The following is a 25,141-nucleotide window of genomic DNA, read 5'->3' as shown; positions in this document are numbered from 1 at the left end:
TATGACAGGGAATAAAAAAATAACGCAGACTTTTTCTCTGCGGCAGTTAACATTTTTGAAAGGTGCAACCGCAAAAAATGTGAGGGAGTGCAACCTGATGAAAAATAGTATCGCTGGGCACTAAAATTTAATGTAAATGATGTGTTAAATCGATTGTGAATAACCAACGCTTCCGGCAGGATACGGTCGCCCTGGTAAACATAAACTCTGTTACCCCGTTCCGGTGGCAGATATAACGGCGAGTTTCGACATTGCCGATAATAATTTTTTGGAGACTTTAGATGGCTATTAGCACACCGATGTTGGTGACATTTTGTGTCTATATCTTTGGCATGATATTGATTGGGTTTATCGCCTGGCGATCAACGAAAAACTTTGACGACTATATTCTGGGCGGTCGCAGCCTTGGGCCGTTTGTAACGGCATTATCGGCGGGGGCGTCGGATATGAGCGGCTGGCTGTTAATGGGATTGCCGGGCGCAGTGTTTCTTTCCGGGATTTCCGAAAGCTGGATCGCTATTGGCCTGACATTAGGCGCGTGGATTAACTGGAAACTGGTGGCCGGGCGGTTGCGTGTGCATACCGAATACAACAATAACGCCTTAACCCTGCCGGATTATTTCACCGGGCGCTTTGAAGATAAAAGCCGTATTTTGCGCATTATCTCCGCGCTGGTTATTTTGCTGTTCTTCACCATTTATTGCGCTTCGGGCATTGTGGCAGGCGCGCGTCTGTTTGAAAGCACCTTTGGCATGAGCTACGAAACGGCTCTGTGGGCAGGTGCAGCGGCGACCATCCTTTATACCTTTATTGGCGGCTTCCTCGCGGTGAGCTGGACCGATACCGTACAGGCCAGCCTGATGATTTTTGCCCTGATCCTGACGCCGGTTATTGTAATCATTAGCGTTGGTGGGTTTGGCGACTCGCTGGAAGTGATCAAACAAAAGAGCATTGAAAACGTTGATATGCTTAAAGGGCTGAATTTTGTCGCCATTATCTCGCTGATGGGCTGGGGGCTGGGTTACTTCGGGCAGCCGCATATTCTGGCGCGTTTTATGGCGGCGGATTCTCACCACAGCATCGTCCATGCGCGTCGTATCAGTATGACCTGGATGATCCTCTGCCTTGCTGGGGCGGTGGCTGTCGGCTTCTTTGGGATTGCTTACTTTAATGATCATCCGGCGGTAGCAGGTGCGGTAAACCAGAACGCTGAACGCGTGTTTATCGAACTGGCGCAAATTCTGTTTAATCCGTGGATTGCCGGGATCCTGCTGTCGGCGATTCTGGCGGCGGTGATGTCAACCTTAAGCTGCCAACTGCTGGTGTGCTCCAGTGCGATTACCGAAGATCTGTACAAAGCATTTCTGCGTAAACATGCCAGCCAGAAAGAACTGGTGTGGGTAGGGCGTGTTATGGTGCTGGTGGTGGCGCTGGTGGCCATTGCGTTGGCAGCGAACCCGGAAAACCGCGTGCTGGGGCTGGTGAGCTACGCGTGGGCAGGCTTTGGCGCGGCGTTTGGTCCGGTGGTGCTGTTCTCGGTGATGTGGTCACGCATGACGCGCAACGGCGCGCTGGCGGGGATGATCATCGGTGCGCTGACGGTTATCGTCTGGAAACAGTTCGGCTGGCTGGGTCTGTACGAAATTATTCCGGGCTTTATCTTCGGCAGCATTGGGATTGTGGTGTTTAGTTTGCTGGGTAAAGCGCCGTCAGCGGCGATGCAAAAACGCTTTGCCGAAGCAGATGCGCACTATCATTCGGCGCCACCGTCACGGTTGCAGGAAGGTTAAGGGAAGGCGTTTTACCGAAAATTCCACGTCATAATGGGAAGCAGACAGAGGGCAATCAGTGATTGCCCTCTGTGTTTTCTCTCAAAATATTTTTACATTTCCTCATCATTATCACTACATTCCGCTTGTATTTTTCTTTACCGTAATGATAATCGCTATCACTGCGATTTACTTTTCTTTGCATAGATTGACTCAGAAAAACGTTTAAGGGTGGGTGGCATGTTTGTTCCGTTTCTCATTATGTTGCGCGAAGGACTTGAAGCCGCGCTGATTGTCAGTTTGATTGCCAGCTATCTTAAGCGCACCCAGCGAGGCCGATGGATTGGTGTGATGTGGATTGGCGTGTTGCTTGCCGCTGCGTTGTGCCTGGGTTTGGGTATCTTCATTAATGAAACCACCGGCGAATTCCCGCAAAAAGAGCAGGAGCTGTTTGAAGGGATCGTGGCGGTGATCGCCGTGGTGATCCTCACCTGGATGGTTTTCTGGATGCGCAAGGTGTCGCGCAACGTCAAAGTGCAACTGGAGCAGGCGGTCGATAGCGCATTGCAGCGCGGGAATCATCACGGCTGGGCGCTGGTGATGATGGTCTTTTTTGCCGTTGCACGGGAAGGGCTGGAGTCGGTCTTTTTCCTGCTGGCGGCATTTCAGCAAGATGTCGGGATCTGGCCGCCGCTCGGTGCAATGCTTGGCCTCGCCACGGCCGTGGTGCTTGGTTTCCTGCTCTACTGGGGCGGTATTCGCCTCAATCTTGGCGCATTTTTCAAATGGACCAGCCTGTTTATTCTCTTCGTCGCCGCAGGGCTGGCAGCAGGTGCCATTCGCGCATTTCATGAAGCCGGATTGTGGAACCACTTTCAGGAAATCGCCTTCGATATGAGCGCGGTGCTCTCAACTCACTCGCTGTTCGGCACGCTGATGGAAGGTATTTTTGGGTATCAGGAAGCGCCGAGCGTCAGCGAAGTCGCCGTCTGGTTTATTTATCTCATCCCGGCGCTGGTGGCGTTTGCTCTGCCGCCACGTGCAGGAACGACAGCGTCTCGCTCCGCGTAACAAATACGACGCAAACTCTTGCTTAGTTACAACATACTTTAAAGGGATAGTCTCGTCATGACCATTAACTTCCGCCGTAGCGCACTGCAATTAAGCGTGGCTGCGCTGTTCTCTTCTGCTTTTATGGCTAGCGCCGCTGATGTTCCGCAGGTCAAAGTAACCGTGACGGATAAGCAGTGCGAACCAATGACTATTACGGTTAACGCCGGGAAAACGCAGTTTATCATTCAGAACCACAGTCAGAAGGCGCTGGAGTGGGAGATCCTCAAAGGCGTGATGGTGGTGGAAGAGCGGGAAAATATCGCCCCTGGTTTTAGCCAGAAAATGACGGCGAATTTACAGCCTGGTGAATACGATATGACCTGCGGTCTGCTGACTAACCCGAAAGGGAAGTTGATCGTCAAAGGCGAGGCGACGGCGGATGCGGCGCAAAGTGATGCACTGTTAAGCCTCGGCGGTGCAATTACCGCATATAAGACGTATGTCATGGCGGAAACTACGCAGCTGGTGACCGACACTAAAGCCTTTACCGACGCCATTAAAGCGGGCGATATCGAAAAAGCGAAAGCACTGTATGCGCCGACGCGCCAGCACTATGAGCGCATTGAACCGATCGCTGAACTGTTCTCCGATCTGGATGGCAGCATTGACGCCCGTGAGGATGATTACGAGCAAAAAGCCGCCGACCCGAAATTCACCGGTTTCCACCGTCTGGAAAAAGCCTTGTTTGGCGACAACACCACCAAAGGAATGGATCAGTACGCTGACCAGCTTTATACCGATGTGGTCGATTTGCATAAACGCATCAGTGAACTGGCTTTCCCACCTTCAAAAGTGGTCGGCGGCGCAGCCGGACTGATTGAGGAAGTGGCAGCCAGCAAAATCAGTGGTGAAGAAGATCGTTACAGCCACACCGATCTGTGGGACTTCCAGGCCAACGTTGAAGGCTCGCAGAAAATTGTCGATCTGCTGCGTCCACAATTGAAAAAAGCTAACCCGGAACTGTTAACAAAAGTCGATACCAACTTCAAAAAGGTCGATACCATTCTGGCGAAATACCGTACCAAAGACGGTTTTGAAACCTACGACAAGCTGACCGATGCCGACCGGAACGCACTGAAAGGCCCGATTACCGCGCTGGCGGAAGATCTGGCGCAACTTCGTGGTGTGCTGGGGCTGGACTAAGCATTATGCAGTATGAAGATGAAAACGGCGTGAATGAACCCTCGCGCCGACGTTTACTGAAAGGGATTGGCGCGCTGGCGCTGGTGGGAAGTTGCCCGGTGGCTCATGCACAAAAAGCGCAAAGTGCACCGGGTACGCTTTCGCCGGATGCGCGCAATGAGAAACAGCCGTTTTATGGCGAACATCAGGCGGGGATTGTGACGCCACAGCAGGCCGCAATGATGCTGGTGGCGTTTGATGTACTTGCCAGTGATAAAACCGATCTTGAGCGGTTGTTTCGTTTGTTGACTCAGCGTTTTGCTTTTCTGACTCAGGGCGGAATGGCACCAGAAACGCCAAATCCGCGCCTGCCGCCACTCGATTCCGGTATTCTTGGCGGCTACATTGCGCCTGATAATCTCACCATCACGTTGTCTGTTGGTCACTCGTTGTTTGATGAGCGGTTTGGCCTTGCGCCACAGATGCCGCAAAAGTTGCAGAAGATGACGCGTTTCCCCAACGACTCGCTTGATGCAGCGTTATGTCATGGAGATGTGTTGCTACAGATTTGCGCCAATACCCAGGACACGGTGATCCACGCGCTGCGCGATATCATTAAACACACGCCGGATTTGCTCAGCGTGCGCTGGAAGCGGGAAGGGTTTATTTCCGATCATGCGGCGCGTAGTAAAGGCAAAGAGACGCCGATTAATTTGCTGGGCTTTAAAGACGGCACTGCTAATCCCGACAGCCATAATGCGAAGTTGATGCAAAAAGTGGTGTGGGTCACGGCAGATCAGCAGGAACCTGCCTGGACTATCGGTGGTAGCTACCAGGCGGTGCGGTTGATTCAGTTTCGGGTGGAATTTTGGGACAGAACGCCACTGAAAGAACAGCAGATGATTTTTGGTCGTGATAAGCAAACCGGTGCTCCGCTAGGAATGCAGCACGAGCATGATGTGCCCGATTACGCCAGCGATCCTGAAGGGAAGGTGATAGCACTGGACAGCCATATCCGGCTGGCGAATCCACGCACGCCAGAGAGTGAGTCCAGCCTGATGTTGCGCCGTGGCTACAGTTATTCACTGGGCGTCACCAACTCCGGGCAACTGGATATGGGGCTACTGTTCGTTTGCTACCAACACGATCTGGAAAAGGGCTTCCTGACAGTACAAAAAAGGCTGAACGGCGAGGCGCTGGAGGAATACGTTAAACCTATCGGTGGCGGTTATTTCTTTGCGTTGCCAGGGGTGAAGGACGCGAACGATTATCTCGGAAGCGCATTATTGCGGGTTTAATGTTTTTAGGCGGATAGGCGTTACGCCGCATCCGACGTTCGTGCGCGGATGCCTGATGCGATGCTGGCGCATCTCATCAGGCCTACAATCGGTGTAGGATCGGTAGGCAGGATAAGGCGTTACGCCGCATCCGACGTTCGTGCGCTGGTGCCTGATGCGATGCTGGCGCATCTTATCAGTTCTACAATCGGTGCCGGATCGGTAGGCAGGATAAGGCGTTTACGCCGCATCCGGCAAGCGCAAGGCACATTTTACCAGCACCGCGAATCCTGCTGAAAGCACACAGCTTTTTCCATCACTGTCATCACTCTGTCATCTTTCCAGTAGAAACTAATGTCATCAAAATGGTGTTTTATGGTTAAATATAAGTAAATTTATTGTTGCAATAAAGGCAAAAACTGTTGTACTTATTAAGTAACAGCGGTAGTTCCCGGCAGTGATAGTCAGTCACTATGGAGATCGCGGATGGTAACGTCCTGTACTGGACAATGTTTTGTTAAGCAACGCTTCACCACTCGCGGAGAGTTCTCCTCCGGTAGTCATCTCGTCACTCTGTATTTTTACCCACTTCCTTTCTTTATTCGTGTTACCGACGCCTTTAACGGTGCGCGTAGCCGTTTTCGGTGTTATCTCCAAAAGCAAACTATGGCTTACAAGGAAGCCAACCCTCTGATGTTCGTGCGCATAATCGCGCTGCCAACGGCGCGTGTGATGAATACAAACAACTCAAGGTGCTCTCCATGGGAAGACAAAAAGCAGTGATCAAAGCTCGTCGCGAGGCAAAACGTGTGCTGAGACGGGATTCGCGCAGCCATAAACAGCGTGAAGAAGAATCGGTCACCTCGCTTGTGCAGATGAGCGGCGTAGAAGCCATTGGCATGGCTCGCGACAGTCGCGATACCTCGCCAATCCTCGCGCGAAATGAAGCGCAATTGCACTATCTGAAGGCTATTGAGAGTAAGCAACTGATATTCGCCACGGGCGAAGCCGGGTGTGGTAAAACCTGGATCAGTGCGGCAAAAGCGGCAGAAGCCCTGATACATAAGGATGTCGATAGAATTATCGTCACCCGTCCAGTTCTGCAAGCCGATGAAGATCTTGGCTTCTTACCTGGAGATATCGCAGAAAAGTTTGCTCCTTATTTTCGTCCGGTCTACGACGTGCTGGTTCGGCGGTTGGGCGCTTCCTTTATGCAATACTGCCTGCGACCGGAGATAGGGAAGGTCGAAATCGCGCCGTTCGCCTATATGCGTGGACGTACCTTTGAAAATGCAGTCGTCATCCTTGATGAGGCGCAGAATGTGACTGCCGCGCAAATGAAAATGTTTTTAACCCGCCTCGGGGAAAACGTGACGGTTATTGTTAACGGAGATATTACACAGTGCGATTTACCTCGCGGTGTGCGCTCCGGATTATGTGACGCGCTGGAACGTTTCGAAGAAGATGAAATGGTCGGGATTGTCCGATTTAGTAAAGAGGATTGCGTACGTTCGGCACTTTGCCAACGTACGCTACATGCCTATAGTTGAGATTTTTAATGGTACAGAGCCCTGGCGTGGAGTGCACCCCAAAAGTTGGACACTCAGCTGAGTAAGGTGCAGTCCACTTACGTACGGGCTCTTCTTAAAATATAGCGATGAGGGGGGGATTGACTCGCTTCGCTCGCCCTGCGGGCAGTCCACTCACTGCGTTCGCGGACTGTCCAACTGGCTGTCGCCAGTTGTCGAACCCCGGTCGGGGTTTCTCATCCCCCGGTGTTGTGCAATATGCGAAAAAAAAGCCCGTACTTACGTACGGGCTCTTCTTAAAATATGGCGGTGAGGGGGGGATTCGAACCCCCGATACGTTGCCGTATACACACTTTCCAGGCGTGCTCCTTCAGCCACTCGGACACCTCACCAAATTGTCGTTCCTGTCTTGCTGGAACGGGCGCTAATTTAGGGAAATCACGGCCTGAGGTCAACAAACTTTTTAAAAAAATAGCGCGTTTATTCAAACTTCAATCAATCTGCAACTTTAATAAGCAAAGTTTGCTTTTTTTACCACCAGCAGTGGATTTGTTATGCTGAGGAGCTTTATAGATCATAATGATAAGCGCGGGTAAATTCCGCAAAACCGCTTTCGGGAGTCAGTATGGATATCATTTTTTATCATCCTGTGTTCGATACCGCCTGGTGGATTGATGCGCTGGGTAAAGCTATTCCTCAGGCCAGAGTCAGAGCATGGAAAACCGGTGATAATCATCCTGCGGATTATGCTTTGGTCTGGCATCCACCTGTTGAAATGCTGGCAGGTCGTGATCTTAAGGCCGTGTTCGCATTAGGTGCCGGCGTTGATTCGATTTTGAGTAAATTACAGACATACCCTGAAATGCTGAAACCGTCTATTCCACTTTTTCGCCTGGAAGATACGGGTATGGGCGAGCAAATGCAGGAATATGCTGTCAGTCAGGTGCTCCATTGGTTCAGACGTTTTGACGATTATCGAGCGCAGCAAAATGCTTCGCTTTGGCAACCTCTGCCTGAGTATCAACGGGAAGATTTTACTATCGGCATCCTGGGGGCTGGCGTATTGGGCAGTAAAGTCGCACAGAGCTTGCAGATCTGGCGTTTTCCGCTGCGTTGCTGGAGTCGTAGCCATAAAAGCTGGCCCGGCGTACAAAGTTTTGCCGGAACTGAAGAGTTAGGAAAATTTTTGAGCCAATGCCGTGTATTAATTAATTTATTACCGAATACGCCTGAAACCGTCGGCATTATTAATCAACAATTATTAGAAAAATTACCGGATGGCGCATATCTCCTCAACCTGGCGCGTGGCGTTCATGTGGTGGAAGATGACCTGCTCGCGGCGCTGGATAGCGGTAAAGTTAAAGCGGCGATGCTGGATGTTTTTAATCGTGAACCTTTACCGCCTGAAAGCCCGCTCTGGCAACATCCACGCGTGACAATAACACCACATGTCGCAGCCATTACCCGACCCGTTGAAGCAGTGGAGTACATAGCACACACCATTACACAACTCGAAAAAGGGAAGACGGTCAGCGGACAAGTCGACCGTGTACGAGGCTACTAATAAACCATACGGATTCCTGCTATCCTTGGCGGGAATTGAATACAGGAGAGAGTTATGTATCCCGTCGACCTTCATATGCATACCGTTGCCAGTACACATGCATATAGCACATTAAGTGATTACATTGCCCAGGCCAAACAGAAAGGCATTAAACTTTTTGCAATCACCGATCATGGCCCTGATATGGAAGATGCACCGCATCACTGGCACTTTATTAATATGCGTATCTGGCCGCGAGTCGTCGATGGGGTGGGGATCCTGCGTGGCATCGAAGCCAATATCAAAAATATTGATGGTGAAATTGATTGCAGCGGCAAAATGTTTGACTCGCTGGATCTGATTATTGCTGGTTTTCATGAACCGGTTTTTGCGCCGCATGATGAAGCTACGAATACTCAGGCCATGATTGCCGCGATGGCGAGTGGGCATGTGCACGTGGTTAGCCATCCCGGAAATCCACGATATCCAATTGATTTTAAAGCTGTTGCTGAAGCTGCTGCTAAGTATCAGGTGGCGCTGGAAATCAATAACTCCTCATTCTTACATTCGCGTAAGGGCAGTGAAGATAACTGCCGTGCGGTTGCCGCTGCGGTGCGCGATGCCGGAGGTTGGGTCGCGTTAGGATCGGATTCTCATACCGCTTTTACCATGGGCGATTTTGAAGAATGCCGTAAGATCCTCGACGCAGTGGATTTTCCGGAAGAGAGAATATTGAATGTTTCGCCACGCCGTTTGCTGAATTTCCTTGAATCTCGCGGTATGGCGCCGATTGCGGAATTTGCTGATCTTTAATTGCTATTAACGGAAATAAATTAATGAACGAGTTTTCTATCCTGTGTCGTGTGCTGGGTTCGCTCTATTACCGTCAACCGCAGGATCCTTTACTGGTTCCGCTGTTTACCTTAATTCGTGAAGGGAAACTGGCGGCGAACTGGCCGCTGGAACAGGATGAATTGCTGGCGCGTTTGCAGAAAAGCTGTGATATGGCGCAAGTTTCTGCCGATTACAATGCATTATTCGTCGGTGATGAATGCGCAGTTTCACCTTATCGCAGCACCTGGGTTGAGGGAGCCACAGAAGCGGAAATCCGTACTTTCCTTTCTGAACGCGGGATGCCGTTAGCGGATACGCCAGCCGATCACATCGGTACTTTGCTGCTGGCCGCTTCCTGGCTGGAAGATCAGTCAACAGAGGATGAAAGCGAAGCTCTGGAAACACTGTTTAGCGAGTACTTGTTGCCCTGGTGCGGCGCATTTCTCGGAAAAGTAGAGGCTCATGCGACTACACCGTTCTGGCGCACCATGGCACCACTGACCCGCGATGCAATCAGCGCAATGTGGGATGAACTTGAGGAAGAATCAGAGGAGTAAATGTGATCGGAATCACTCATTACTGCAATCTATATATAGCTGTTGCATAAAATGCGTGCTCGATCTCATTCATAGTCGCGTTTTCTGCTATTATGCGCGGCATGAACATACTTCTCTCTATTGCAATCACAACAGGCATTCTCTCCGGTATCTGGGGCTGGGTGGCTGTTTCCCTTGGCTTACTTAGCTGGGCAGGTTTCCTGGGCTGCACGGCCTACTTTGCCTGTCCGCAAGGTGGGCTAAAAGGGCTGGCTATTTCCGCTGCAACACTGCTTAGCGGCGTGGTGTGGGCGATGGTTATTATTTACGGCAGTGCTCTGGCACCACATCTGGAAATTCTCGGTTATGTCATAACCGGTATTGTCGCTTTTCTGATGTGTATTCAGGCGAAACAGGTGTTGTTGTCGTTTGTTCCGGGGACGTTTATTGGCGCATGTGCGACGTTTGCCGGGCAAGGGAACTGGAAGCTGGTGCTACCTTCGCTGGCGCTTGGGCTGGTGTTTGGTTACGCAATGAAAAACAGCGGTCTTTGGCTGGCGGCGCGCAGTGCTAAGTCCGCTCACCGTGAGCAACAAGTCAAAAATAAAGCGTGAGGAGCACTCACGCTTTAGATTGAATCGTAAAGGGCCGGAATAAACTCCGGCTTTTTTATGTATCAGGATTCCGGTGGTACTGATAAGTGACGGTATTTCACCAGAATGTCATTCTGCCGCTCTGATTTATTCTGCAAATCCCACAAGCCACGGTCGATGCCGTCGTTAATCAGGAAGATAACGCCTGTTTCGATGGCGGACATTAGACAGAGCATAACCGGTTCGTTAGAGGTATAACCCACTTCCCCTTCCAGTAACCGCTGGTAGTCAATAAAGCGGAAGACACCCGCCTGGACTTCATACGAAAGGATCGTCTTACTGGTGTTCACCGAAGAGAGGATCTCACCGGTACTCACATTGACGACGCGCAGGTTCACGGCAATCTGATCAAGTTGGTATTGCGTATCTGCACCAATACCAAAATATCTCGCCCCAACACCGCCCGATTTGACGTTGCTTTCATAACCAATAATGGAGCCTTCAACCATGATATTGGCTGCGGTCAGCGATTGAAGCGGGATTCGGTTGTTTACCGCGACAGTGCCGTTTTCCTGTGCCGCACGAATAATCTTGCGTTCGTTGAGCAGGTTTTGTAAGCCCTGACGTTCCAGCGGTATAAACCAGCGAGAATCTTTCAATGCCGTGACCAGCATCGCAGTGGCGCTTTGCGGAACAGCAGTGGAGAAGTTACTCGCCGGGTAGGGTTTAAATTGCCCGGTTTCGTCCTGAATGTTGTATACCGAAACAAAGATCTTACCCGTTGGCGCTGGCAGGTGGGTCAAATCTTTGTAGCTCTGGGCACGAGGCATTAATGTCGGTCTGGCGGCTTCTTTAGGTGGGGCGGTTAAGCATCCGCTCAGCAACATGACGGCAACCAAAACAAATAAGCGCTGCATGATTATTTTCCTTATGAAGCTGGGGCTTAAAAATCGGTTGAGTTATTTTGTAAACCCGAAACCTGGATGGTCGAGGTTTGTCCTGTCTTGCGATCCGTCACATTCAACTGCAATTGACCATCGCGGTTGGCAATATCAACAATATATTCATTGGTCACCATTCTTCCTGGCTGACCCGTATTAATATTTGTCAGCAACCCACCTAAAATTTGGGACTGGATGGCTTGAGTAAAGTTATCTAACGCCGATGGCGTTTCAATACCAAAGTCATCGTCATAGCTCGGATCTTTATACGAGTTCTGCGCCTGGGCACTATTTAATAAAAAAGCACCGTTATTCGGGTTACCACCAAAGTTTGGATTGCGGAACTGGAAAGTCATATTTCCTGCCCAACTTAACGGTGAAATAAGCATGAGTAGAACTACTGCATGTTTGACACGCATTGCAGCCTCCGAACAATTTTTATTTAAAATTCATCATGCGCCAAATCGCCCGTACTCAATAACGCCTGATTTATCTGGCGACGATTTAGTGCTTCTTCAGTTTGAATCAGTGCAAAGACAACAGTTTTCTCGAAGTCTCTTTTCAATGGGAATAAAAATGTCTGGAAAATAACGTCCTGATTCACCGTTATTGTGATCCAGCTTCCCCATCGTGCACTGGGTCTTTCATTAATTGTTAAGTTACCGGTGTAGTCACTTTCCCATTTATCACTAAAGGCACGGTAAAAATCATGGCCAATAGAGGAAACGGTATGGTCAGTTAACAATCCCGGTACTTCTACTTCAACGGCGTGAACATTTCCCGCAGCGAAGAGAAGTTCTACTGCTACAATCCAGCATAAATAACGTTTCATGGCTTTATCGCCTGAGGTTATCGTTTGCCCATGAGACCGCTTGTGTTCGGTTTTTAACTGCTATCTTTTTGAAAAGATTATAAAGATGCGTTTTTACCGTGTTTTCGCTGATGAACAGCGAACGAGCAATCTCGTTATTGGAGGCGCCGATACGCAGCTTATTAAGGATCTCTTTTTCCCTATGAGTAAGGAGGGCTGATTCCGTGCTGTTATAACGATAGTTACCGGAATGTGTAATCAAGTAACTGGCAAGCTTTTGCGTAAAGTAGCATTCACCACGTAAGACGCCTTGCAACCCATTGACTACGCGTTCTTGATCCTCCATGGCGTAAAAAACACCATTGATATGCGGCCAGTTTTCAATGTCGCGGTACGGGTAATCATCTGGAGTATTTAACAACAGCGTTTTAATGTTGTTGTGTTTTCTGCTTAATGTATCCTGCCAGTAATGAATGAGCTTTTTATCTGCTTCCATCATATCCAACAGAATAATGCAGCCAGAAGATATATCGTCCAGAGAACGTTGAATATTATGCAGTTTTCCTGTGATTGCCAGCGATTGTTTTAAATGCTGCAATAACGCGGTCGCCTGCAAAGAAGGTTTAGTGATCAACAGTAATGTATGACCATGAATACTATGGACTTCATTAAACATGATGAAACCCCGCTTTTTTTATTAATCGCACACCTGACAGCTGCCTTTATAAAATAGAGGCACCAGAAGTACTGACAGATGTTGCACTGCTGTGTGTAGTAATAAATCAACCCTAAATGGGTAAAATATAAAACTAATGGATTACATCTGATTTCAATCTAGCCATTACAAATCTTAAATCAAGTGTTAAACGTGTAACAAAATGTAATCTGGAATTTTAAAATGTTAACGAAGCGTGGTTATAGAGTTTAGAATTGATAGAAAAGTTGTACATATGGCTTTTATTGCACAATTTTAAAAAGTCATACAAATGACGCTAAGTCTATAATTATGCATATAAAAATTATTTCCACATAGTTCTTTTGTCGTGTGAAAATTTCTTACTTTCGCTGATGTTGCCCTTGGACAAATTTTTGCCGTAAAAAGACGCTGTTTGTCACGGCTTGTCAAACAGACATATCGACGTAATCTTCGCGAACCATGAAGGAAGGCTGCCAGTTGATTTTTTGCTGTCAAAAAACGGTACTTTAAAAGAAAACAAAATAATTTTTGCGTAAATAACAGCGTATTTGCGAGAGTTTTAATACTTTGGTATGAACAAAAAAAGCAAAATACAACGCGCGGGTGAGTTATTAAAAATATTTCCGCAGACATACTTTCCATCGTAACGCAGCGTTAACAAAAAACGGTTTGCGTTAACAACCAAGTTGAAATGATTTAATTTCTTAAATGTACGACCAGGTCCAGGGTGACAACATGAAAAACAAATTGTTATTTGTGATGTTAACAATACTGGGTGCGCCTGGGATTGCAGCCGCAGCAGGTTATGATTTAGCTAATTCAGAATATAACTTAGCGGTAAATGAATTGAGTAAGTCTTCATTTAATCAGGCAGCCATAGTTGGTCAAGCTGGTACTAATAATAGTGCACAGTTACGGCAGGGAGGCTCAAAACTTTTGTCGGTTGTTTCGCAAGAAGGTAATAGCAACCGGGCAAAGATTGACCAGACAGGAGATTATAACCTTGCATATATTGATCAGGCGGGCAATGCCAACGATGCCAGTATTTCGCAAGGCGCATATGGTAATACTGCAATGATTATCCAGAAAGGTTCTGGTAATAAAGCAAATATTACGCAGCATGGTACTCAAAAAACGGCAATTGTAGTGCAGAGACAGTCGCAAATGGCTATTCGCGTGACACAACGTTAATTTCCATTCGACTTTTAAATCAATCCGATGGGGGTTTTACATGAAACTTTTAAAAGTAGCAGCAATTGCAGCAATCGTATTCTCCGGTAGCGCTCTGGCAGGTTCTATTCCTCAGTACGGCGGTGGCGGCGGCAACCACGGTGGTGGTGGCAATAACAGCGGCCCGAATTCAGAGCTGAATATTTACCAGTACGGTGGCGGTAACTCTGCTGTTGCATTGCAGGCTGATGCCCGCAACTCTGATCTGACTATTACCCAGCACGGCGGCGGTAACGGTGCAGACGTTGGACAAGGTTCTGATGACAGCTCAATTGAACTGACTCAGCGTGGCTTCGGTAACAGCGCCACTCTTGATCAGTGGAACGGTAAAAACTCTGAAATGACTGTTAAACAGTTCGGTGGTGGCAACGGTGCAGCAGTTGACCAGACTGCATCTAACTCCAGCGTCAACGTAACTCAGGTTGGCTTTGGTAACAACGCGACCGCTCATCAGTACTAATACAGAATTTGTATGACAGAAACAGGGCGCAAGCCCTGTTTTTTTTCGGGAGAATAGTATGAACGCGTTATTACTTCTCGCGGCGCTTTCCAGCCAGATAACCTTTAATACAACTCAGCAAGGTGACATGTACACCATTATTCCTGAAGTTACTCTGACGCAATCATGCTTGTGCCGGGTTCAGATATTGTCACTACGCGAAGGCAGCTCGGGACAAAGTCAGACGAAGCAAGAAAAGACCCTTTCATTACCCGCTAATCAACCCATTGCCTTGACGAAGTTGAGTTTAAATATTTCCCCGGACGATCGGGTGAAAATAGTTGTTACGGTTTCTGATGGACAGTCACTTCATTTATCACAACAATGGCCGCCCTCTTCAGGAAAGTCTTAATGTATTGATAGTTGAGCATAAAACGAGCCGGAAGAGAACGGTCTGATGCGAATCGACCAACCTGAAAGCATGGATAACCCCCTCAAGGATGATTAATCATTGAGGAAACAGAATAGATGTTCAGACCGTTGTTAAACTCCCTTATGCTCGGCAGCCTGGTTTTTCCTTTCTTTGCAACAGCGGAAAGCAATGCGCAAGGTGGCGTGATTCATTTTTATGGTCAAATCGTGGAACCCGCGTGTGACGTGATGCAAACGCCAGTTGAAATGACTTGTATGCAAAATGGTCCAGTACAGAGCAAAACGTATTCCAGCAAAGAGCTAATGAGTGGCAAAGTTAAAAATGCGCAAATTGCCTCAGTAAAAGTGCAGTATCTTGATGAGCAGAAAAAGCTGGCTGTGATGAACATCGAATATAACTAAGTTTCTGAACGACTCACGCTACTGACAAGAAAAATGCGATTTACCTAAAAACACTGCTGTACACTTAAGAAACAAGAGGGTGTAAGGAGGCGTTATGAAATCGCGTATTCATGTTGTGCAGGGTGATATTACTAAACTAGCCGTTGATGTTATTGTTAATGCGGCTAATCCGTCACTAATGGGGGGCGGCGGCGTTGATGGCGTTATTCATCGCGCAGCCGGCCCAGCGTTGCTGGATGCCTGTTTGAAAGTTCGCCAGCAACAGGGCGATTGCCCCACGGGACATGCAGTGATTACTCTTGCAGGCGATCTCCCCGCCAAAGCTGTTGTGCATACCGTTGGGCCTGTGTGGCGCGGTGGCGACCAAAACGAAGACCAGTTATTGCAGGATGCCTATCTCAATAGTCTACGACTGGTAGCGGCAAACGGCTATGCGACAGTGGCTTTTCCTGCCATCAGTACCGGCGTTTATGGCTACCCGCGTGCTGCAGCGGCTGAAATCGCAGTAAAAACCGTTTCAGAATTTATTACCCGTCACGCTTTACCTGAGCAGGTATACTTTGTCTGTTATGATGCAGAAAATGCCCACCTCTACGAAAGACTCCTTACCCAACAAGGAGATGAATGATTTGCCCCGGCTGGCGAGCGCGGTGCTGCCGCTGTGCTCGCAACATCCTGGGCAGTGCGGCATTTTCCCCCTGGATAAAAGTCTGGATGCGTTCGCTACACGATATCGTCTGGCAGAAATGGCGGAGCATACTCTGGATGTTCAGTATTACATCTGGCAGGACGATATGTCGGGGCGATTGCTATTTTCGGCTCTGTTAGCCGCAGCGAAGCGTGGCGTTCGCGTCCGTTTGTTGCTGGATGACAATAATACTCCCGGTCTTGATGATATTTTACGCTTGCTCGATAGTCACCCGCGTATTGAAGTTCGACTTTTTAATCCTTTCTCTTTCCGCCTGTTACGTCCGCTTGGTTATATCACCGATTTTTCCCGCCTCAATCGTCGTATGCACAATAAAAGTTTTACCATTGATGGTGTGGTGACGCTGGTGGGCGGGCGCAACGTTGGCGATGCCTATTTCGGCGCGGGAGAAGAGCCACTTTTTTCAGATTTAGATGTCCTGGCAATAGGGCCGGTTGTTGAGGACGTTGCCGATGATTTTGCCCGCTACTGGTATTGCAAATCAGTTTCACCGTTGCAACAGGTGCTGGATGTTCCCGATGGCGAAATGGCTGACCGTATTGAGCTACCTGCGTCCTGGTACAACGACACCGAGACACATCGTTATTTGCGCCAAATGGAGTTAAGTCCATTTATAAATCAACTGGTTGACGGAACGTTGCCGCTAATCTGGGCAAGAACGCGTTTATTAAGTGATGATCCGGCAAAAGGGGAGGGCAAAGCAAAACGGCATTCACTGTTACCGCAGCGCCTGTTCGATATCATGGGCTCACCCCGCGAACGTATTGATATTATCTCTTCCTATTTTGTGCCAACGCGCGCGGGTGTGGCGCAGCTTTTACGAATGGTGAGAAAAGGAGTTAGGATAGCCATCTTAACCAATTCACTTGCCGCTAACGATGTCGCTGTCGTTCATGCCGGGTATGCCCGCTGGCGAAAAAAATTGCTCCGCTATGGCGTGGAGTTGTATGAACTGAAGCCGATGCGGGAACAGAGCGGCACGTTGCACGATCGCGGTATAACCGGTAATTCCGGCGCAAGCCTTCATGCCAAAACATTCAGTGTCGATGGCAAAATAGTGTTTATCGGCTCATTCAATTTCGATCCGCGTTCAACATTGCTCAATACTGAAATGGGCTTCGTGATAGAGAGCGAAGCGCTGGCACAATTAATCGATAAACGCTTTATTCAGAGCCAGTATGATGCGGCCTGGCAGCTCCGTCTGGATCGGTGGGGACGAATCAACTGGGTCGATCGCCATGGGAAGGAGGAAATTATCCTCAAAAAAGAACCCGCCACCAGTTTCTGGAAGCGGGTTATGGTCAGACTAGCGTCAATATTGCCCGTTGAATGGTTATTGTAAGTATGGTTTAGCGAGCTGGCGCTTTGTCATTCTCGCGTTTTACGATCGGTTTGCCGGAGAACAAAAACTTCAACAACGGAATGCGTAAATGAATTTCGTACAGAATTATCGCAATCCCTACCACAAATATCAGACCGCAGAGGAAACCCAGCAGATTTGATGTGATGTGCGGAGTGATGTAAGCACCGAAAAAGAGCGTTAATGGGTGATGAACCAGATAAATAAATAGCGATGCGTTTACAAAATAGGTTACCCGCGCCGACTGAAAATTAAGCAAACGGTGGCCGAAGGAGAAGACCACATTCACCATCCACAGGCCGAGCACCATCGTGATCACTGACTCGGTTTCATACATCCAGGCATCGCCGCTGCCGTAGCGTTGATTGAGCAAATAAGCAACAAATGCCAGTGCTGCTGCGAGAGTGCATCCACGAGACGGTGTGGTAAACAAGGCCTTAAGATTAGGGAAAATGAAAGCCAGCGCACCGAGAATAAAGAACGGCATATAAAACAGCGTCTGCATGAAAATAAAATTGAACATGCCATCGCTTAATATGGGTGGATAAACGATAAATAACGTTCTTCTTATTGCTGCATAGCCAATTCCCAGACAGAAAAATAGTATCGATAGCTTAACCATCGAGAAATTTTTATTCGTTTTATCTGAATTTTCTAAATTATTTCTTATTCGTTTAAATATCCATACGCAAAGTGTCGTCATAACGACCAACACCAGTAAAAACCACAGGTGCGAAATTAATTCCCAGGCCAGCGTATTATATTTGTCATACAATGATAGCCCAGACCAGCTTTCCGCTTTGCCTTTGACATATTGCAGCATAATGAATTGCGGCAAGGTGAGCAGGGGAATAGCCGTTAACATCGGGATCCCTACACGTTCAACGCGCACTTTCCACCATTTTTTCAATGGGTAGCGTAAAAACAGCATGTAGGAAAAATATCCGGAAATAACGAAAAATACCTGCATACGGAAGGCGTGGATGAAATCGTTAAAAAGCGTCAGCCACCATGACGGTTCTGCGCTATTCACATGCCAGGTGTGGCTTGAATAGATTAAAGAAATATGAAAAGGGATCCCTAACAACATCAACCATGCGCGGATGGAGTCGAGGAAATATTCACGCTGCGCGGGTACTGGATTCATATATGGTTAACTAATCTCGGATTTTTCGTCTTATCCCTGCCGGGTAATGCCTTTAGGCTTTTGCCGTAACGACACTGACCTGCCGCATGTGGTGCCGGCTTCAAATGTGTTTTTGCGCGGCATAGCCGCAATCACTAACCAAAATGGAAGCGCCTGTAAGACGGTTGATAAATAAATTTGCTGGCAAACCCTACACGAACTCGCTCCTTCTGTCTTTAGGAGAAGCACGGAAAGTGAAAACGGTTGCAATCAGGTGCTTAATCCATGAGCCGGCACGCTGAATAATACCGGGATTCTGTTGTCGGAATGGCTGGTTATCCATTAAAATAGATCGGATCGATATAAGCACACAAAGGGGGAAGTGCTTACTTATTATGAAACATAAACTACAAATGATGAAAATGCGTTGGTTGAGTGCTGCAGTAATGTTAACCCTGTATACATCATCAAGCTGGGCCTTCAGCATTGACGATGTCGCAAAGCAAGCTCAATCCTTAGCCGGGAAAGGCTATGAGGCGCCTAAAAGTAACTTGCCCTCCGTTTTCCGCGACATGAAATACGCGGACTATCAACAGATCCAGTTTAATCATGACAAAGCATACTGGAACAATCTGAAGACCCCATTCAAGCTCGAGTTCTACCATCAGGGTATGTACTTCGACACACCGGTCAAAATAAATGAAGTCACTGCAACGGCAGTAAAAAGAATCAAATACAGCCCGGATTATTTCACTTTCGGCGAAGTTCAGCATGACAAAGACACGGTAAAAGACCTCGGTTTCGCCGGTTTTAAAGTGCTTTACCCGATCAACAGCAAAGATAAAAATGATGAAATCGTCAGTATGCTCGGGGCCAGCTATTTTCGCGTGATTGGCGCAGGTCAGGTTTACGGTCTTTCTGCCCGAGGCCTGGCAATTGATACCGCGTTGCCATCAGGTGAAGAATTCCCACGCTTTAAGGAGTTCTGGATCGAGCGTCCAAAACCGACCGACAAGCGTTTAACGATTTATGCGTTGCTTGATTCGCCGCGTGCGACAGGCGCTTATAAGTTTGTTGTTATGCCGGGACGTGACACGGTTGTTGATGTGCAATCGAAAATCTACCTGCGCGATAAAGTCGGCAAACTGGGGGTTGCACCGTTAACCAGTATGTTCCTGTTTGGGCCGAACCAGCCATCTCCGGCGAATAATTATCGTCCGGAATTGCACGACTCCAACGGTCTGTCTATCCATGCTGGTAACGGTGAGTGGATCTGGCGTCCGCTAAACAACCCGAAACATCTGGCGATCAGCAGCTTCTCGATGGAAAACCCGCAAGGCTTCGGCCTGTTGCAGCGTGGCCGCGATTTCTCCCGCTTTGAAGATCTCGACGATCGTTACGATCTCCGTCCAAGCGCGTGGGTGACACCGAAAGGGGAGTGGGGCAAAGGCAGCGTTGAGCTGGTGGAAATTCCAACCAACGATGAAACCAACGATAACATCGTTGCTTACTGGACGCCGGATCAGTTACCGGAACCAGGTAAAGAGATGAACTTTAAATACACCATTACTTTCAGCCGTGATGAAGACAAACTTCACGCGCCTGATAACGCCTGGGTGCAGCAGACGCGTCGTTCAACGGGGGATGTGAAACAGTCGAACCTGATTCGCCAGCCTGACGGCACTATCGCCTTTGTGGTCGATTTTACCGGCGCAGAGATGAAAAAACTGCCAGAGGATACTCCGGTCACTGCACAAACCAGCATTGGCGATAATGGTGAGATCGTAGAAAGCACGGTGCGTTATAACCCGGTCACCAAAGGCTGGCGTCTGGTAATGCGCGTGAAAGTGAAAGATGCCAAGAAAACCACTGAAATGCGTGCTGCCATGGTGAATGCCGATCAAACGTTGAGTGAAACCTGGAGCTACCAGTTACCTGCCAATGAATAAGACAACCGAGTACATTGACGCAATGCCCATCTCCGCAAGTGAGAAAGCGGCATTGCCGAAGACTGATATCCGCGCCGTTCATCAGGCGCTGGATGCTGAACACCGAACCTATGCGCGAGAGGATGACTCCCCGCAAGGGTCGGTAAAAGCACGTCTGGAACAAGCCTGGCCAGATTCACTCGCTGATGGACAGTTAATTCAAGACGACGAAGGGCGCGATCAGCTTAAGGCAATGCCGAAAGCAAAACGTTCTTCTATGTTCCCCGATCCGTGGCGTACTAACCCGGTTGGGCGTTTCTGGGATCGTCTGCGTGGGCGCGATGTGACGCCGCGCTATCTGGCGCGGTTGACCAAAGAAGAGCAGGAGAGCGAGCAAAAGTGGCGTACCGTCGGCACCATCCGTCGTTACATCCTGCTTCTCCTCACTCTGGCGCAAACCGTCGTCGCTACCTGGTATATGAAGACCATCCTGCCTTATCAGGGGTGGGCGCTGATTAATCCAGTTGATATGGTCGATCAGGATCTGTGGGTTTCCTTTATGCAGCTTCTGCCTTACATGCTGCAAACCGGTATTCTGATCCTCTTCGCTGTTCTTTTCTGCTGGGTGTCTGCCGGTTTCTGGACGGCGTTGATGGGCTTCCTGCAACTGCTTATTGGTCGCGATAAATACAGTATTTCCGCTTCAACCGTTGGCGATGAACCGTTAAATCCGGAGCATCGCACAGCATTGATCATGCCTATCTGTAACGAAGACGTGAATCGCGTTTTTGCAGGTCTGCGTGCAACGTGGGAATCAGTGAAAGCGACCGGTAATGCCAAACATTTTGATGTTTATATCCTGAGTGACAGCTACAACCCGGACATCTGCGTGGCAGAACAAAAAGCCTGGATGGAGCTGATCGCCGAAGTGCAGGGTGAGGGCCAGATTTTCTATCGCCGCCGTCGCCGTCGCGTGAAGCGTAAAAGCGGTAACATTGACGATTTCTGCCGTCGCTGGGGTAGCCAGTACAGCTACATGGTGGTGTTGGATGCGGACTCGGTGATGACCGGTGATTGTTTGTGCGGTCTGGTGCGCCTGATGGAAGCCAACCCGAACGCCGGGATTATCCAGTCGTCGCCGAAAGCGTCTGGTATGGATACGCTGTATGCACGCTGCCAACAGTTTGCGACCCGTGTCTATGGGCCATTGTTCACTGCTGGTTTGCATTTCTGGCAGCTCGGCGAGTCACACTACTGGGGGCATAACGCGATTATCCGCGTGAAACCGTTTATCGAGCACTGTGCGCTGGCGCCGCTGCCTGGCGAAGGATCATTTGCGGGTTCAATTCTTTCGCACGACTTCGTGGAAGCCGCACTGATGCGCCGTGCAGGCTGGGGGGTATGGATTGCTTACGATCTCCCTGGCTCTTATGAAGAGCTGCCGCCTAACCTGCTTGACGAGTTAAAACGTGACCGCCGCTGGTGCCATGGTAACCTGATGAACTTCCGTTTGTTCCTGGTTAAAGGGATGCACCCGGTTCACCGCGCGGTGTTCCTGACGGGCGTGATGTCTTATCTTTCCGCACCGCTGTGGTTTATGTTCCTCGCGCTCTCTACCGCATTGCAGGTCGTACACGCACTGACCGAACCGCAATACTTCCTGCAACCACGGCAGTTATTCCCGGTCTGGCCACAGTGGCGTCCTGAACTGGCGATTGCGCTGTTTGCCTCGACGATGGTGCTGCTGTTCCTGCCGAAGTTGTTGAGTATTTTGCTTATCTGGTGCAAAGGAACGAAAGAGTATGGCGGCTTCTGGCGAGTTACGTTATCGCTGCTGTTAGAAGTGCTGTTCTCCGTGCTGTTGGCGCCGGTGCGTATGCTGTTCCATACGGTATTCGTGGTTAGCGCCTTCCTCGGCTGGGAAGTGGTGTGGAATTCCCCGCAACGTGATGACGACTCTACCTCCTGGGGCGAAGCGTTTAAACGCCACGGCTCACAGCTGCTGCTGGGGTTAGTGTGGGCGGTCGGTATGGCGTGGCTGGATCTGCGTTTCCTGTTCTGGCTGGCACCGATTGTCTTCTCGCTGATTCTGTCACCGTTTGTTTCGGTGATCTCCAGCCGTACAACCGTTGGGCTGCGCACGAAACGCTGGAAACTGTTCCTGATCCCGGAAGAGTATTCACCGCCTCAGGTACTGATCGATACCGATCGTTTCCTTGAGATGAACCGTCAACGTTCTCTCGACGATGGCTTTATGCACGCAGTGTTTAATCCGTCGTTTAACGCTCTGGCAACGGCAATGGCCACCGCGCGTCACCGCGCCAGTAAGGTGCTGGAAATCGCCCGTGACCGCCATGTTGAACAGGCGCTGAACGAGACGCCAGAGAAGCTGAATCGCGATCGTCGTCTGGTGCTGCTAAGCGATCCGGTGACGATGGCTCGTTTGCATTTCCGCGTCTGGAATTCCCCGGAGAGATATTCTTCATGGGTGAGTTACTACGAAGGGATAAAGTTGAATCCACTGGCATTGCGTAAACCGGATACGGCTTCGCAATAAAAGCGTAGATGCCTGCAATATATTGAATTTGCAAGGCTTCGTAGGCCGGATAGGGGCGTTCACGCCGCATCCGGCAAAACAACAAGCACTTTGTCAGCAATAAAAATACCGGCGTAATGCCGGTATTTTTTTACAGAAGAGGGTTCAAATGCGCTTAATTGTAGTAGGCATCATGGTTGCTTTGCTGAGTGGTTGTGGCAGCATCATTAGCCGCACCATACCGGGACAGGGGCATGGCAACCAATATTATCCCGGCGTGCAATGGGATGTACGTGACTCCGCATGGCGCTATGTCACGATCCTTGATCTCCCATTCTCTTTAGTCTTTGATACCTTACTGTTACCGATCGACATTCATCACGGAGCATATGAGTAATTAACGCTCATCCCACTCATCGGCTGCTGCGCGTCCTTCTTCGGTATCCAGCGGTGGCTCAAGCTGGAATTCACCTTCGTCCCATTCATGCAGAGTATTTTCTTCCTGCCATTCCTGGCGGATTTCAATCTCATCATAGTCGCCATCAAAGATGCTTTGTGCGGCTTCTCCACTAAACATGGGCAGGCATTCACCTTCTTCGCCTTCATCGGCGAGAAACTCAACCTGCCACATAATGTCGCCATCTTGCAGAATATATTTCTGGACATTGAACTGTTGCACATTCGCTTCTTCGGCGTCGATGCCGGGGTTGTCAGCAAGAAATTCTTCGCGTGCGGCATCAATGGCTTCTTCAAGCGTTGCGTACATAGTCATCACGACTCTCCCTTTGATTTGCTGAGGTGTTCAGGGAAAGAATAGCTGATTCTCCGCTTTTGCAAGTATGAAAGGCGAAAAATCAGTTCGATACCTGGGGGAGTCGGCGACGGCGCAGGCTGTTCCACGAATAGACCGCGTTAAACAAAACGACTCCGGCGGTAACCAGAAATACAGCACGAAAGCCGTAGTGTGCTGAAATAGCTGCGCCCATCAACGGCCCCGTAACGTTGCCAATATCGCGAAACGACTGGTTGTAGCTGAAAATGCGCCCGGCGATTTGGTTGGTCGAATTATAAACCAGCAACGTTTGTACGGCGGGGAGCAGAGCGCCGTCTGCGGCGCCGAGCAAAAAGCGTAAAATCCCCAGTTGCAGTGGTGTCTGGACATAAGACATTGGGATCAACAGCAGCACAGAAAAGATCAGCGCAGTTATCAGGATCTTTTCTGGCCCGATACGATCGCCAAGTTTACCGAGTCGTGGAGCACTTAGCAGTGCAGCCACGCCGGGCACGGAGGCGATCATGCCGCTAATAAAGGCGATATTACTGACATTTCCTGCCAGTTCGCGGACATACAGCGTCAGGATTGGCGCGATAGATCCAGTAGCAATCTGGATAATTAATGTTGTGACAAACAGGCTAAGTACCAGTTTCGGATTTTTAAGCGATGTTACGACTTCCCGCATGTGCAGCATCTCTTTTTTGCTGACGGGCTGGAATTTTTCTCTGATACAAAACAGGGTGACGAAAAAGCAGAGTATGAGCACACTGGCGGTAATAAAGAATACCGGACGTAAGCCGTAGTTATCAGCGAGTAAGCCACCAGCCATCGGGCCGAGCAACGCGCCGCTAACGCCGCCGGTGGAGAGCGTACCCAGCGCCCAGCCGCTTTTATTACGCGGTACTTGTGTGGCGATAAGAGCATTGGCGTTGGGGACAAATCCGCCAAGCAAACCAAGCAGCGCCCGCAGGATCAAAAACTGCCAGATATTTTGCGCCAGCCCCATCAGCACCATCACGATGCCCATGCCAAGAGCAGAGCGCAATAGCATGATTTTTCGGCCTTTGCGGTCGGCAAGTCCACCCCAGAAAGGGGAGGCGATAGCGGAAAATAAAAAGGTAATACTGAAGACAATTCCCGACCACATATTCAGCGCGCTGTGGCCAGTGACGCCAAGTTGCTCAACGTAGAGGGGTAAGAATGGCATCACCAGACTGAAGGCGGCACCGGTAAGAAAACAACCTAGCCAGGCAACGATCAGGTTTCGTTTCCAGTTTATGGGGGTGTCATTTTCACAGAGTGACATAGCAATCCGCTGTTGGTGCGCCAGGCGCGGTGAATAAAAGGAGAAAAAGTAAGCACACTAATTATGCGCCTGACTTATAGGTGACGCAATGTACAGAGCTTTTATCGCTAAATCAGGGGGGGGGCAGCGGTAA

Annotated in this window: 25 protein-coding genes and 1 tRNA gene; 18 read left to right on the top strand and 8 right to left on the bottom strand. The window is 49.3% G+C overall.

Features of this window, described 5'->3' with window-relative positions:
* The first annotated feature begins 281 nt into the window (after positions 1-281).
* The 5 genes from putP to phoH all read left to right on the top strand — a co-directional run bounded on the left by putP (position 282) and on the right by phoH (position 6,831).
* Complete coding sequence (putP, locus tag BEG40_RS03810; protein ID WP_001018481.1) at positions 282-1,790, top strand: sodium/proline symporter PutP; 1,509 nt, start codon at positions 282-284, stop codon at positions 1,788-1,790.
* A 219-nt stretch (positions 1,791-2,009) separates the two neighbouring features.
* Positions 2,010-2,840 (top strand): iron uptake transporter permease EfeU, encoded by an 831-nt coding sequence (efeU, locus tag BEG40_RS03805; RefSeq protein ID WP_000497943.1) that lies wholly within the window; start codon positions 2,010-2,012, stop codon positions 2,838-2,840.
* 57 nt (positions 2,841-2,897) lie between these two features.
* A complete protein-coding gene (gene efeO, locus BEG40_RS03800; protein ID WP_105284906.1) occupies positions 2,898-4,025 on the top strand; it encodes an iron uptake system protein EfeO in 1,128 nt (375 codons plus the stop codon).
* Positions 4,026-4,030: 5 nt separating this feature from the next.
* Positions 4,031-5,302 (top strand): iron uptake transporter deferrochelatase/peroxidase subunit, encoded by a 1,272-nt coding sequence (efeB, locus tag BEG40_RS03795; RefSeq protein WP_105284905.1) that lies wholly within the window; start codon positions 4,031-4,033, stop codon positions 5,300-5,302.
* Positions 5,303-6,042: 740 nt separating this feature from the next.
* Positions 6,043-6,831, top strand: coding sequence for a phosphate starvation-inducible protein PhoH (phoH, locus tag BEG40_RS03785; RefSeq protein WP_198600202.1), 789 nt, complete (start codon positions 6,043-6,045; stop codon positions 6,829-6,831).
* A gap of 283 nt (positions 6,832-7,114) precedes the next feature.
* Here the strand turns inward: phoH and BEG40_RS03780 are convergent.
* Positions 7,115-7,202: transfer RNA gene (locus BEG40_RS03780), tRNA-Ser, on the bottom strand.
* Between the two features lie 233 nt (positions 7,203-7,435).
* Here BEG40_RS03780 and ghrA point away from each other — a divergent pair.
* From ghrA to BEG40_RS03760, 4 genes are all read left to right on the top strand, one after another.
* Entirely contained in the window at positions 7,436-8,374 is a 939-nt protein-coding gene (gene ghrA / locus BEG40_RS03775; RefSeq protein ID WP_105284903.1) for a glyoxylate/hydroxypyruvate reductase GhrA, read from the top strand.
* Positions 8,375-8,428: 54 nt separating this feature from the next.
* The gene (locus BEG40_RS03770; RefSeq protein ID WP_000283652.1) at positions 8,429-9,166 is read left to right on the top strand and encodes a phosphatase; all 738 of its coding nucleotides are present in this window, start codon (positions 8,429-8,431) and stop codon (positions 9,164-9,166) included.
* Between the two features lie 23 nt (positions 9,167-9,189).
* The gene (gene ycdY / locus BEG40_RS03765) at positions 9,190-9,744 is read left to right on the top strand and encodes a molecular chaperone YcdY (protein WP_001001895.1); all 555 of its coding nucleotides are present in this window, start codon (positions 9,190-9,192) and stop codon (positions 9,742-9,744) included.
* 101 nt (positions 9,745-9,845) lie between these two features.
* Positions 9,846-10,337 (top strand): DUF1097 domain-containing protein, encoded by a 492-nt coding sequence (locus BEG40_RS03760; protein WP_032147879.1) that lies wholly within the window; start codon positions 9,846-9,848, stop codon positions 10,335-10,337.
* Positions 10,338-10,399: 62 nt separating this feature from the next.
* Here the strand turns inward: BEG40_RS03760 and csgG are convergent, their stop codons facing one another.
* From csgG to csgD, 4 genes are read right to left on the bottom strand one after another with little or no spacing between them, the layout of a single operon-like run.
* Positions 10,400-11,233 (bottom strand): curli production assembly/transport protein CsgG, encoded by an 834-nt coding sequence (gene csgG, locus BEG40_RS03755; protein ID WP_001189336.1) that lies wholly within the window; start codon positions 11,231-11,233, stop codon positions 10,400-10,402.
* Between the two features lie 26 nt (positions 11,234-11,259).
* Positions 11,260-11,676 (bottom strand): curli production assembly/transport protein CsgF, encoded by a 417-nt coding sequence (gene csgF, locus BEG40_RS03750; RefSeq protein ID WP_001264079.1) that lies wholly within the window; start codon positions 11,674-11,676, stop codon positions 11,260-11,262.
* 23 nt (positions 11,677-11,699) lie between these two features.
* Positions 11,700-12,089: a curli production assembly/transport protein CsgE gene (csgE, locus tag BEG40_RS03745; RefSeq protein ID WP_000833234.1), complete on the bottom strand. Its 390-nt coding sequence runs from the start codon at positions 12,087-12,089 to the stop codon at positions 11,700-11,702.
* Between the two features lie 4 nt (positions 12,090-12,093).
* Positions 12,094-12,744, bottom strand: coding sequence for a biofilm master transcriptional regulator CsgD (gene csgD, locus BEG40_RS03740; RefSeq protein ID WP_000481491.1), 651 nt, complete (start codon positions 12,742-12,744; stop codon positions 12,094-12,096).
* 756 nt (positions 12,745-13,500) lie between these two features.
* Between csgD and csgB the strand changes: the two genes are divergently transcribed.
* From csgB to clsC, 6 genes are all read left to right on the top strand, one after another.
* A complete protein-coding gene (gene csgB / locus BEG40_RS03730; protein ID WP_010345644.1) occupies positions 13,501-13,956 on the top strand; it encodes a curli minor subunit CsgB in 456 nt (151 codons plus the stop codon).
* 40 nt (positions 13,957-13,996) lie between these two features.
* On the top strand, positions 13,997-14,455 hold the full coding sequence (gene csgA, locus BEG40_RS03725) for a curli major subunit CsgA (protein ID WP_000771421.1): 459 nt from the start codon (positions 13,997-13,999) through the stop codon (positions 14,453-14,455).
* 58 nt (positions 14,456-14,513) lie between these two features.
* Positions 14,514-14,846, top strand: coding sequence for a curli assembly chaperone CsgC (gene csgC, locus BEG40_RS03720; protein ID WP_000992819.1), 333 nt, complete (start codon positions 14,514-14,516; stop codon positions 14,844-14,846).
* Positions 14,847-14,962: 116 nt separating this feature from the next.
* Complete coding sequence (locus BEG40_RS03715) at positions 14,963-15,268, top strand: YmdA family protein (protein ID WP_000489601.1); 306 nt, start codon at positions 14,963-14,965, stop codon at positions 15,266-15,268.
* 94 nt (positions 15,269-15,362) lie between these two features.
* Positions 15,363-15,896, top strand: a complete 534-nt coding sequence (gene ymdB / locus BEG40_RS03710; protein ID WP_016158043.1) for an O-acetyl-ADP-ribose deacetylase — start codon at positions 15,363-15,365, stop codon at positions 15,894-15,896.
* On the top strand, positions 15,838-17,319 hold the full coding sequence (clsC, locus tag BEG40_RS03705; RefSeq protein ID WP_123058454.1) for a cardiolipin synthase ClsC: 1,482 nt from the start codon (positions 15,838-15,840) through the stop codon (positions 17,317-17,319). Before ymdB ends, clsC begins: the two co-directional genes overlap by 59 nt.
* Positions 17,320-17,326: 7 nt before the next feature.
* Here the strand turns inward: clsC and mdoC are convergent, their stop codons facing one another.
* Positions 17,327-18,484, bottom strand: coding sequence for a glucans biosynthesis protein MdoC (mdoC, locus tag BEG40_RS03700; protein ID WP_016158045.1), 1,158 nt, complete (start codon positions 18,482-18,484; stop codon positions 17,327-17,329).
* 392 nt (positions 18,485-18,876) lie between these two features.
* Between mdoC and mdoG the strand changes: the two genes are divergently transcribed.
* From mdoG to BEG40_RS03680, 3 genes are all read left to right on the top strand, one after another.
* The gene (gene mdoG / locus BEG40_RS03690) at positions 18,877-20,412 is read left to right on the top strand and encodes a glucans biosynthesis protein MdoG (RefSeq protein WP_105284946.1); all 1,536 of its coding nucleotides are present in this window, start codon (positions 18,877-18,879) and stop codon (positions 20,410-20,412) included.
* Positions 20,405-22,948: a glucans biosynthesis glucosyltransferase MdoH gene (mdoH, locus tag BEG40_RS03685; RefSeq protein ID WP_010351277.1), complete on the top strand. Its 2,544-nt coding sequence runs from the start codon at positions 20,405-20,407 to the stop codon at positions 22,946-22,948. Before mdoG ends, mdoH begins: the two co-directional genes overlap by 8 nt.
* 148 nt (positions 22,949-23,096) lie before the next feature.
* A complete protein-coding gene (locus BEG40_RS03680; protein ID WP_001237191.1) occupies positions 23,097-23,324 on the top strand; it encodes a YceK/YidQ family lipoprotein in 228 nt (75 codons plus the stop codon).
* Here the strand turns inward: BEG40_RS03680 and BEG40_RS03675 are convergent, their stop codons facing one another.
* Together BEG40_RS03675 and mdtG are read right to left on the bottom strand one after the other, a co-directional pair.
* Positions 23,325-23,699, bottom strand: a complete 375-nt coding sequence (locus BEG40_RS03675; protein ID WP_000180062.1) for a MysB family protein — start codon at positions 23,697-23,699, stop codon at positions 23,325-23,327. It lies immediately after the preceding gene.
* Between the two features lie 82 nt (positions 23,700-23,781).
* Complete coding sequence (mdtG, locus tag BEG40_RS03670) at positions 23,782-25,008, bottom strand: multidrug efflux MFS transporter MdtG (RefSeq protein WP_000050574.1); 1,227 nt, start codon at positions 25,006-25,008, stop codon at positions 23,782-23,784.
* Between the last annotated feature and the right edge of the window lie 133 nt (positions 25,009-25,141).

This window comes from Escherichia sp. MOD1-EC5495 (genome assembly GCF_002965965.1).
Classification (GTDB): Bacteria; Pseudomonadota; Gammaproteobacteria; order Enterobacterales; family Enterobacteriaceae; genus Escherichia; species Escherichia ruysiae.
This window is presented reverse-complemented; position numbering and strand designations above follow the sequence as displayed.

Bases quoted from the DNA above. Each gene is read 5' to 3' on its own strand.
- efeO (WP_105284906.1), top strand. From the start codon at position 2,898: ATGACCATTAACTTCCGCCGTAGCGCACTGCAATTAAGCGTGGCTGCG.
- efeU (WP_000497943.1), top strand. From the start codon at position 2,010: ATGTTTGTTCCGTTTCTCATTATGTTGCGCGAAGGACTTGAAGCCGCG.
- phoH (WP_198600202.1), top strand. From the start codon at position 6,043: ATGGGAAGACAAAAAGCAGTGATCAAAGCTCGTCGCGAGGCAAAACGT.
- csgG (WP_001189336.1), bottom strand. From the start codon at position 11,233: ATGCAGCGCTTATTTGTTTTGGTTGCCGTCATGTTGCTGAGCGGATGC.
- csgA (WP_000771421.1), top strand. From the start codon at position 13,997: ATGAAACTTTTAAAAGTAGCAGCAATTGCAGCAATCGTATTCTCCGGT.
- csgD (WP_000481491.1), bottom strand. From the start codon at position 12,744: ATGTTTAATGAAGTCCATAGTATTCATGGTCATACATTACTGTTGATC.
- mdoH (WP_010351277.1), top strand. From the start codon at position 20,405: ATGAATAAGACAACCGAGTACATTGACGCAATGCCCATCTCCGCAAGT.
- BEG40_RS03715 (WP_000489601.1), top strand. From the start codon at position 14,963: ATGTTCAGACCGTTGTTAAACTCCCTTATGCTCGGCAGCCTGGTTTTT.
- ghrA (WP_105284903.1), top strand. From the start codon at position 7,436: ATGGATATCATTTTTTATCATCCTGTGTTCGATACCGCCTGGTGGATT.
- mdoC (WP_016158045.1), bottom strand. From the start codon at position 18,484: ATGAATCCAGTACCCGCGCAGCGTGAATATTTCCTCGACTCCATCCGC.
- csgC (WP_000992819.1), top strand. From the start codon at position 14,514: ATGAACGCGTTATTACTTCTCGCGGCGCTTTCCAGCCAGATAACCTTT.
- mdoG (WP_105284946.1), top strand. From the start codon at position 18,877: ATGATGAAAATGCGTTGGTTGAGTGCTGCAGTAATGTTAACCCTGTAT.
- BEG40_RS03760 (WP_032147879.1), top strand. From the start codon at position 9,846: ATGAACATACTTCTCTCTATTGCAATCACAACAGGCATTCTCTCCGGT.
- ymdB (WP_016158043.1), top strand. From the start codon at position 15,363: ATGAAATCGCGTATTCATGTTGTGCAGGGTGATATTACTAAACTAGCC.
- clsC (WP_123058454.1), top strand. From the start codon at position 15,838: ATGATGCAGAAAATGCCCACCTCTACGAAAGACTCCTTACCCAACAAG.
- putP (WP_001018481.1), top strand. From the start codon at position 282: ATGGCTATTAGCACACCGATGTTGGTGACATTTTGTGTCTATATCTTT.
- BEG40_RS03680 (WP_001237191.1), top strand. From the start codon at position 23,097: ATGCGCTTAATTGTAGTAGGCATCATGGTTGCTTTGCTGAGTGGTTGT.
- mdtG (WP_000050574.1), bottom strand. From the start codon at position 25,008: ATGTCACTCTGTGAAAATGACACCCCCATAAACTGGAAACGAAACCTG.
- csgF (WP_001264079.1), bottom strand. From the start codon at position 11,676: ATGCGTGTCAAACATGCAGTAGTTCTACTCATGCTTATTTCACCGTTA.
- efeB (WP_105284905.1), top strand. From the start codon at position 4,031: ATGCAGTATGAAGATGAAAACGGCGTGAATGAACCCTCGCGCCGACGT.
- csgB (WP_010345644.1), top strand. From the start codon at position 13,501: ATGAAAAACAAATTGTTATTTGTGATGTTAACAATACTGGGTGCGCCT.
- BEG40_RS03675 (WP_000180062.1), bottom strand. From the start codon at position 23,699: ATGACTATGTACGCAACGCTTGAAGAAGCCATTGATGCCGCACGCGAA.
- ycdY (WP_001001895.1), top strand. From the start codon at position 9,190: ATGAACGAGTTTTCTATCCTGTGTCGTGTGCTGGGTTCGCTCTATTAC.
- BEG40_RS03770 (WP_000283652.1), top strand. From the start codon at position 8,429: ATGTATCCCGTCGACCTTCATATGCATACCGTTGCCAGTACACATGCA.
- csgE (WP_000833234.1), bottom strand. From the start codon at position 12,089: ATGAAACGTTATTTATGCTGGATTGTAGCAGTAGAACTTCTCTTCGCT.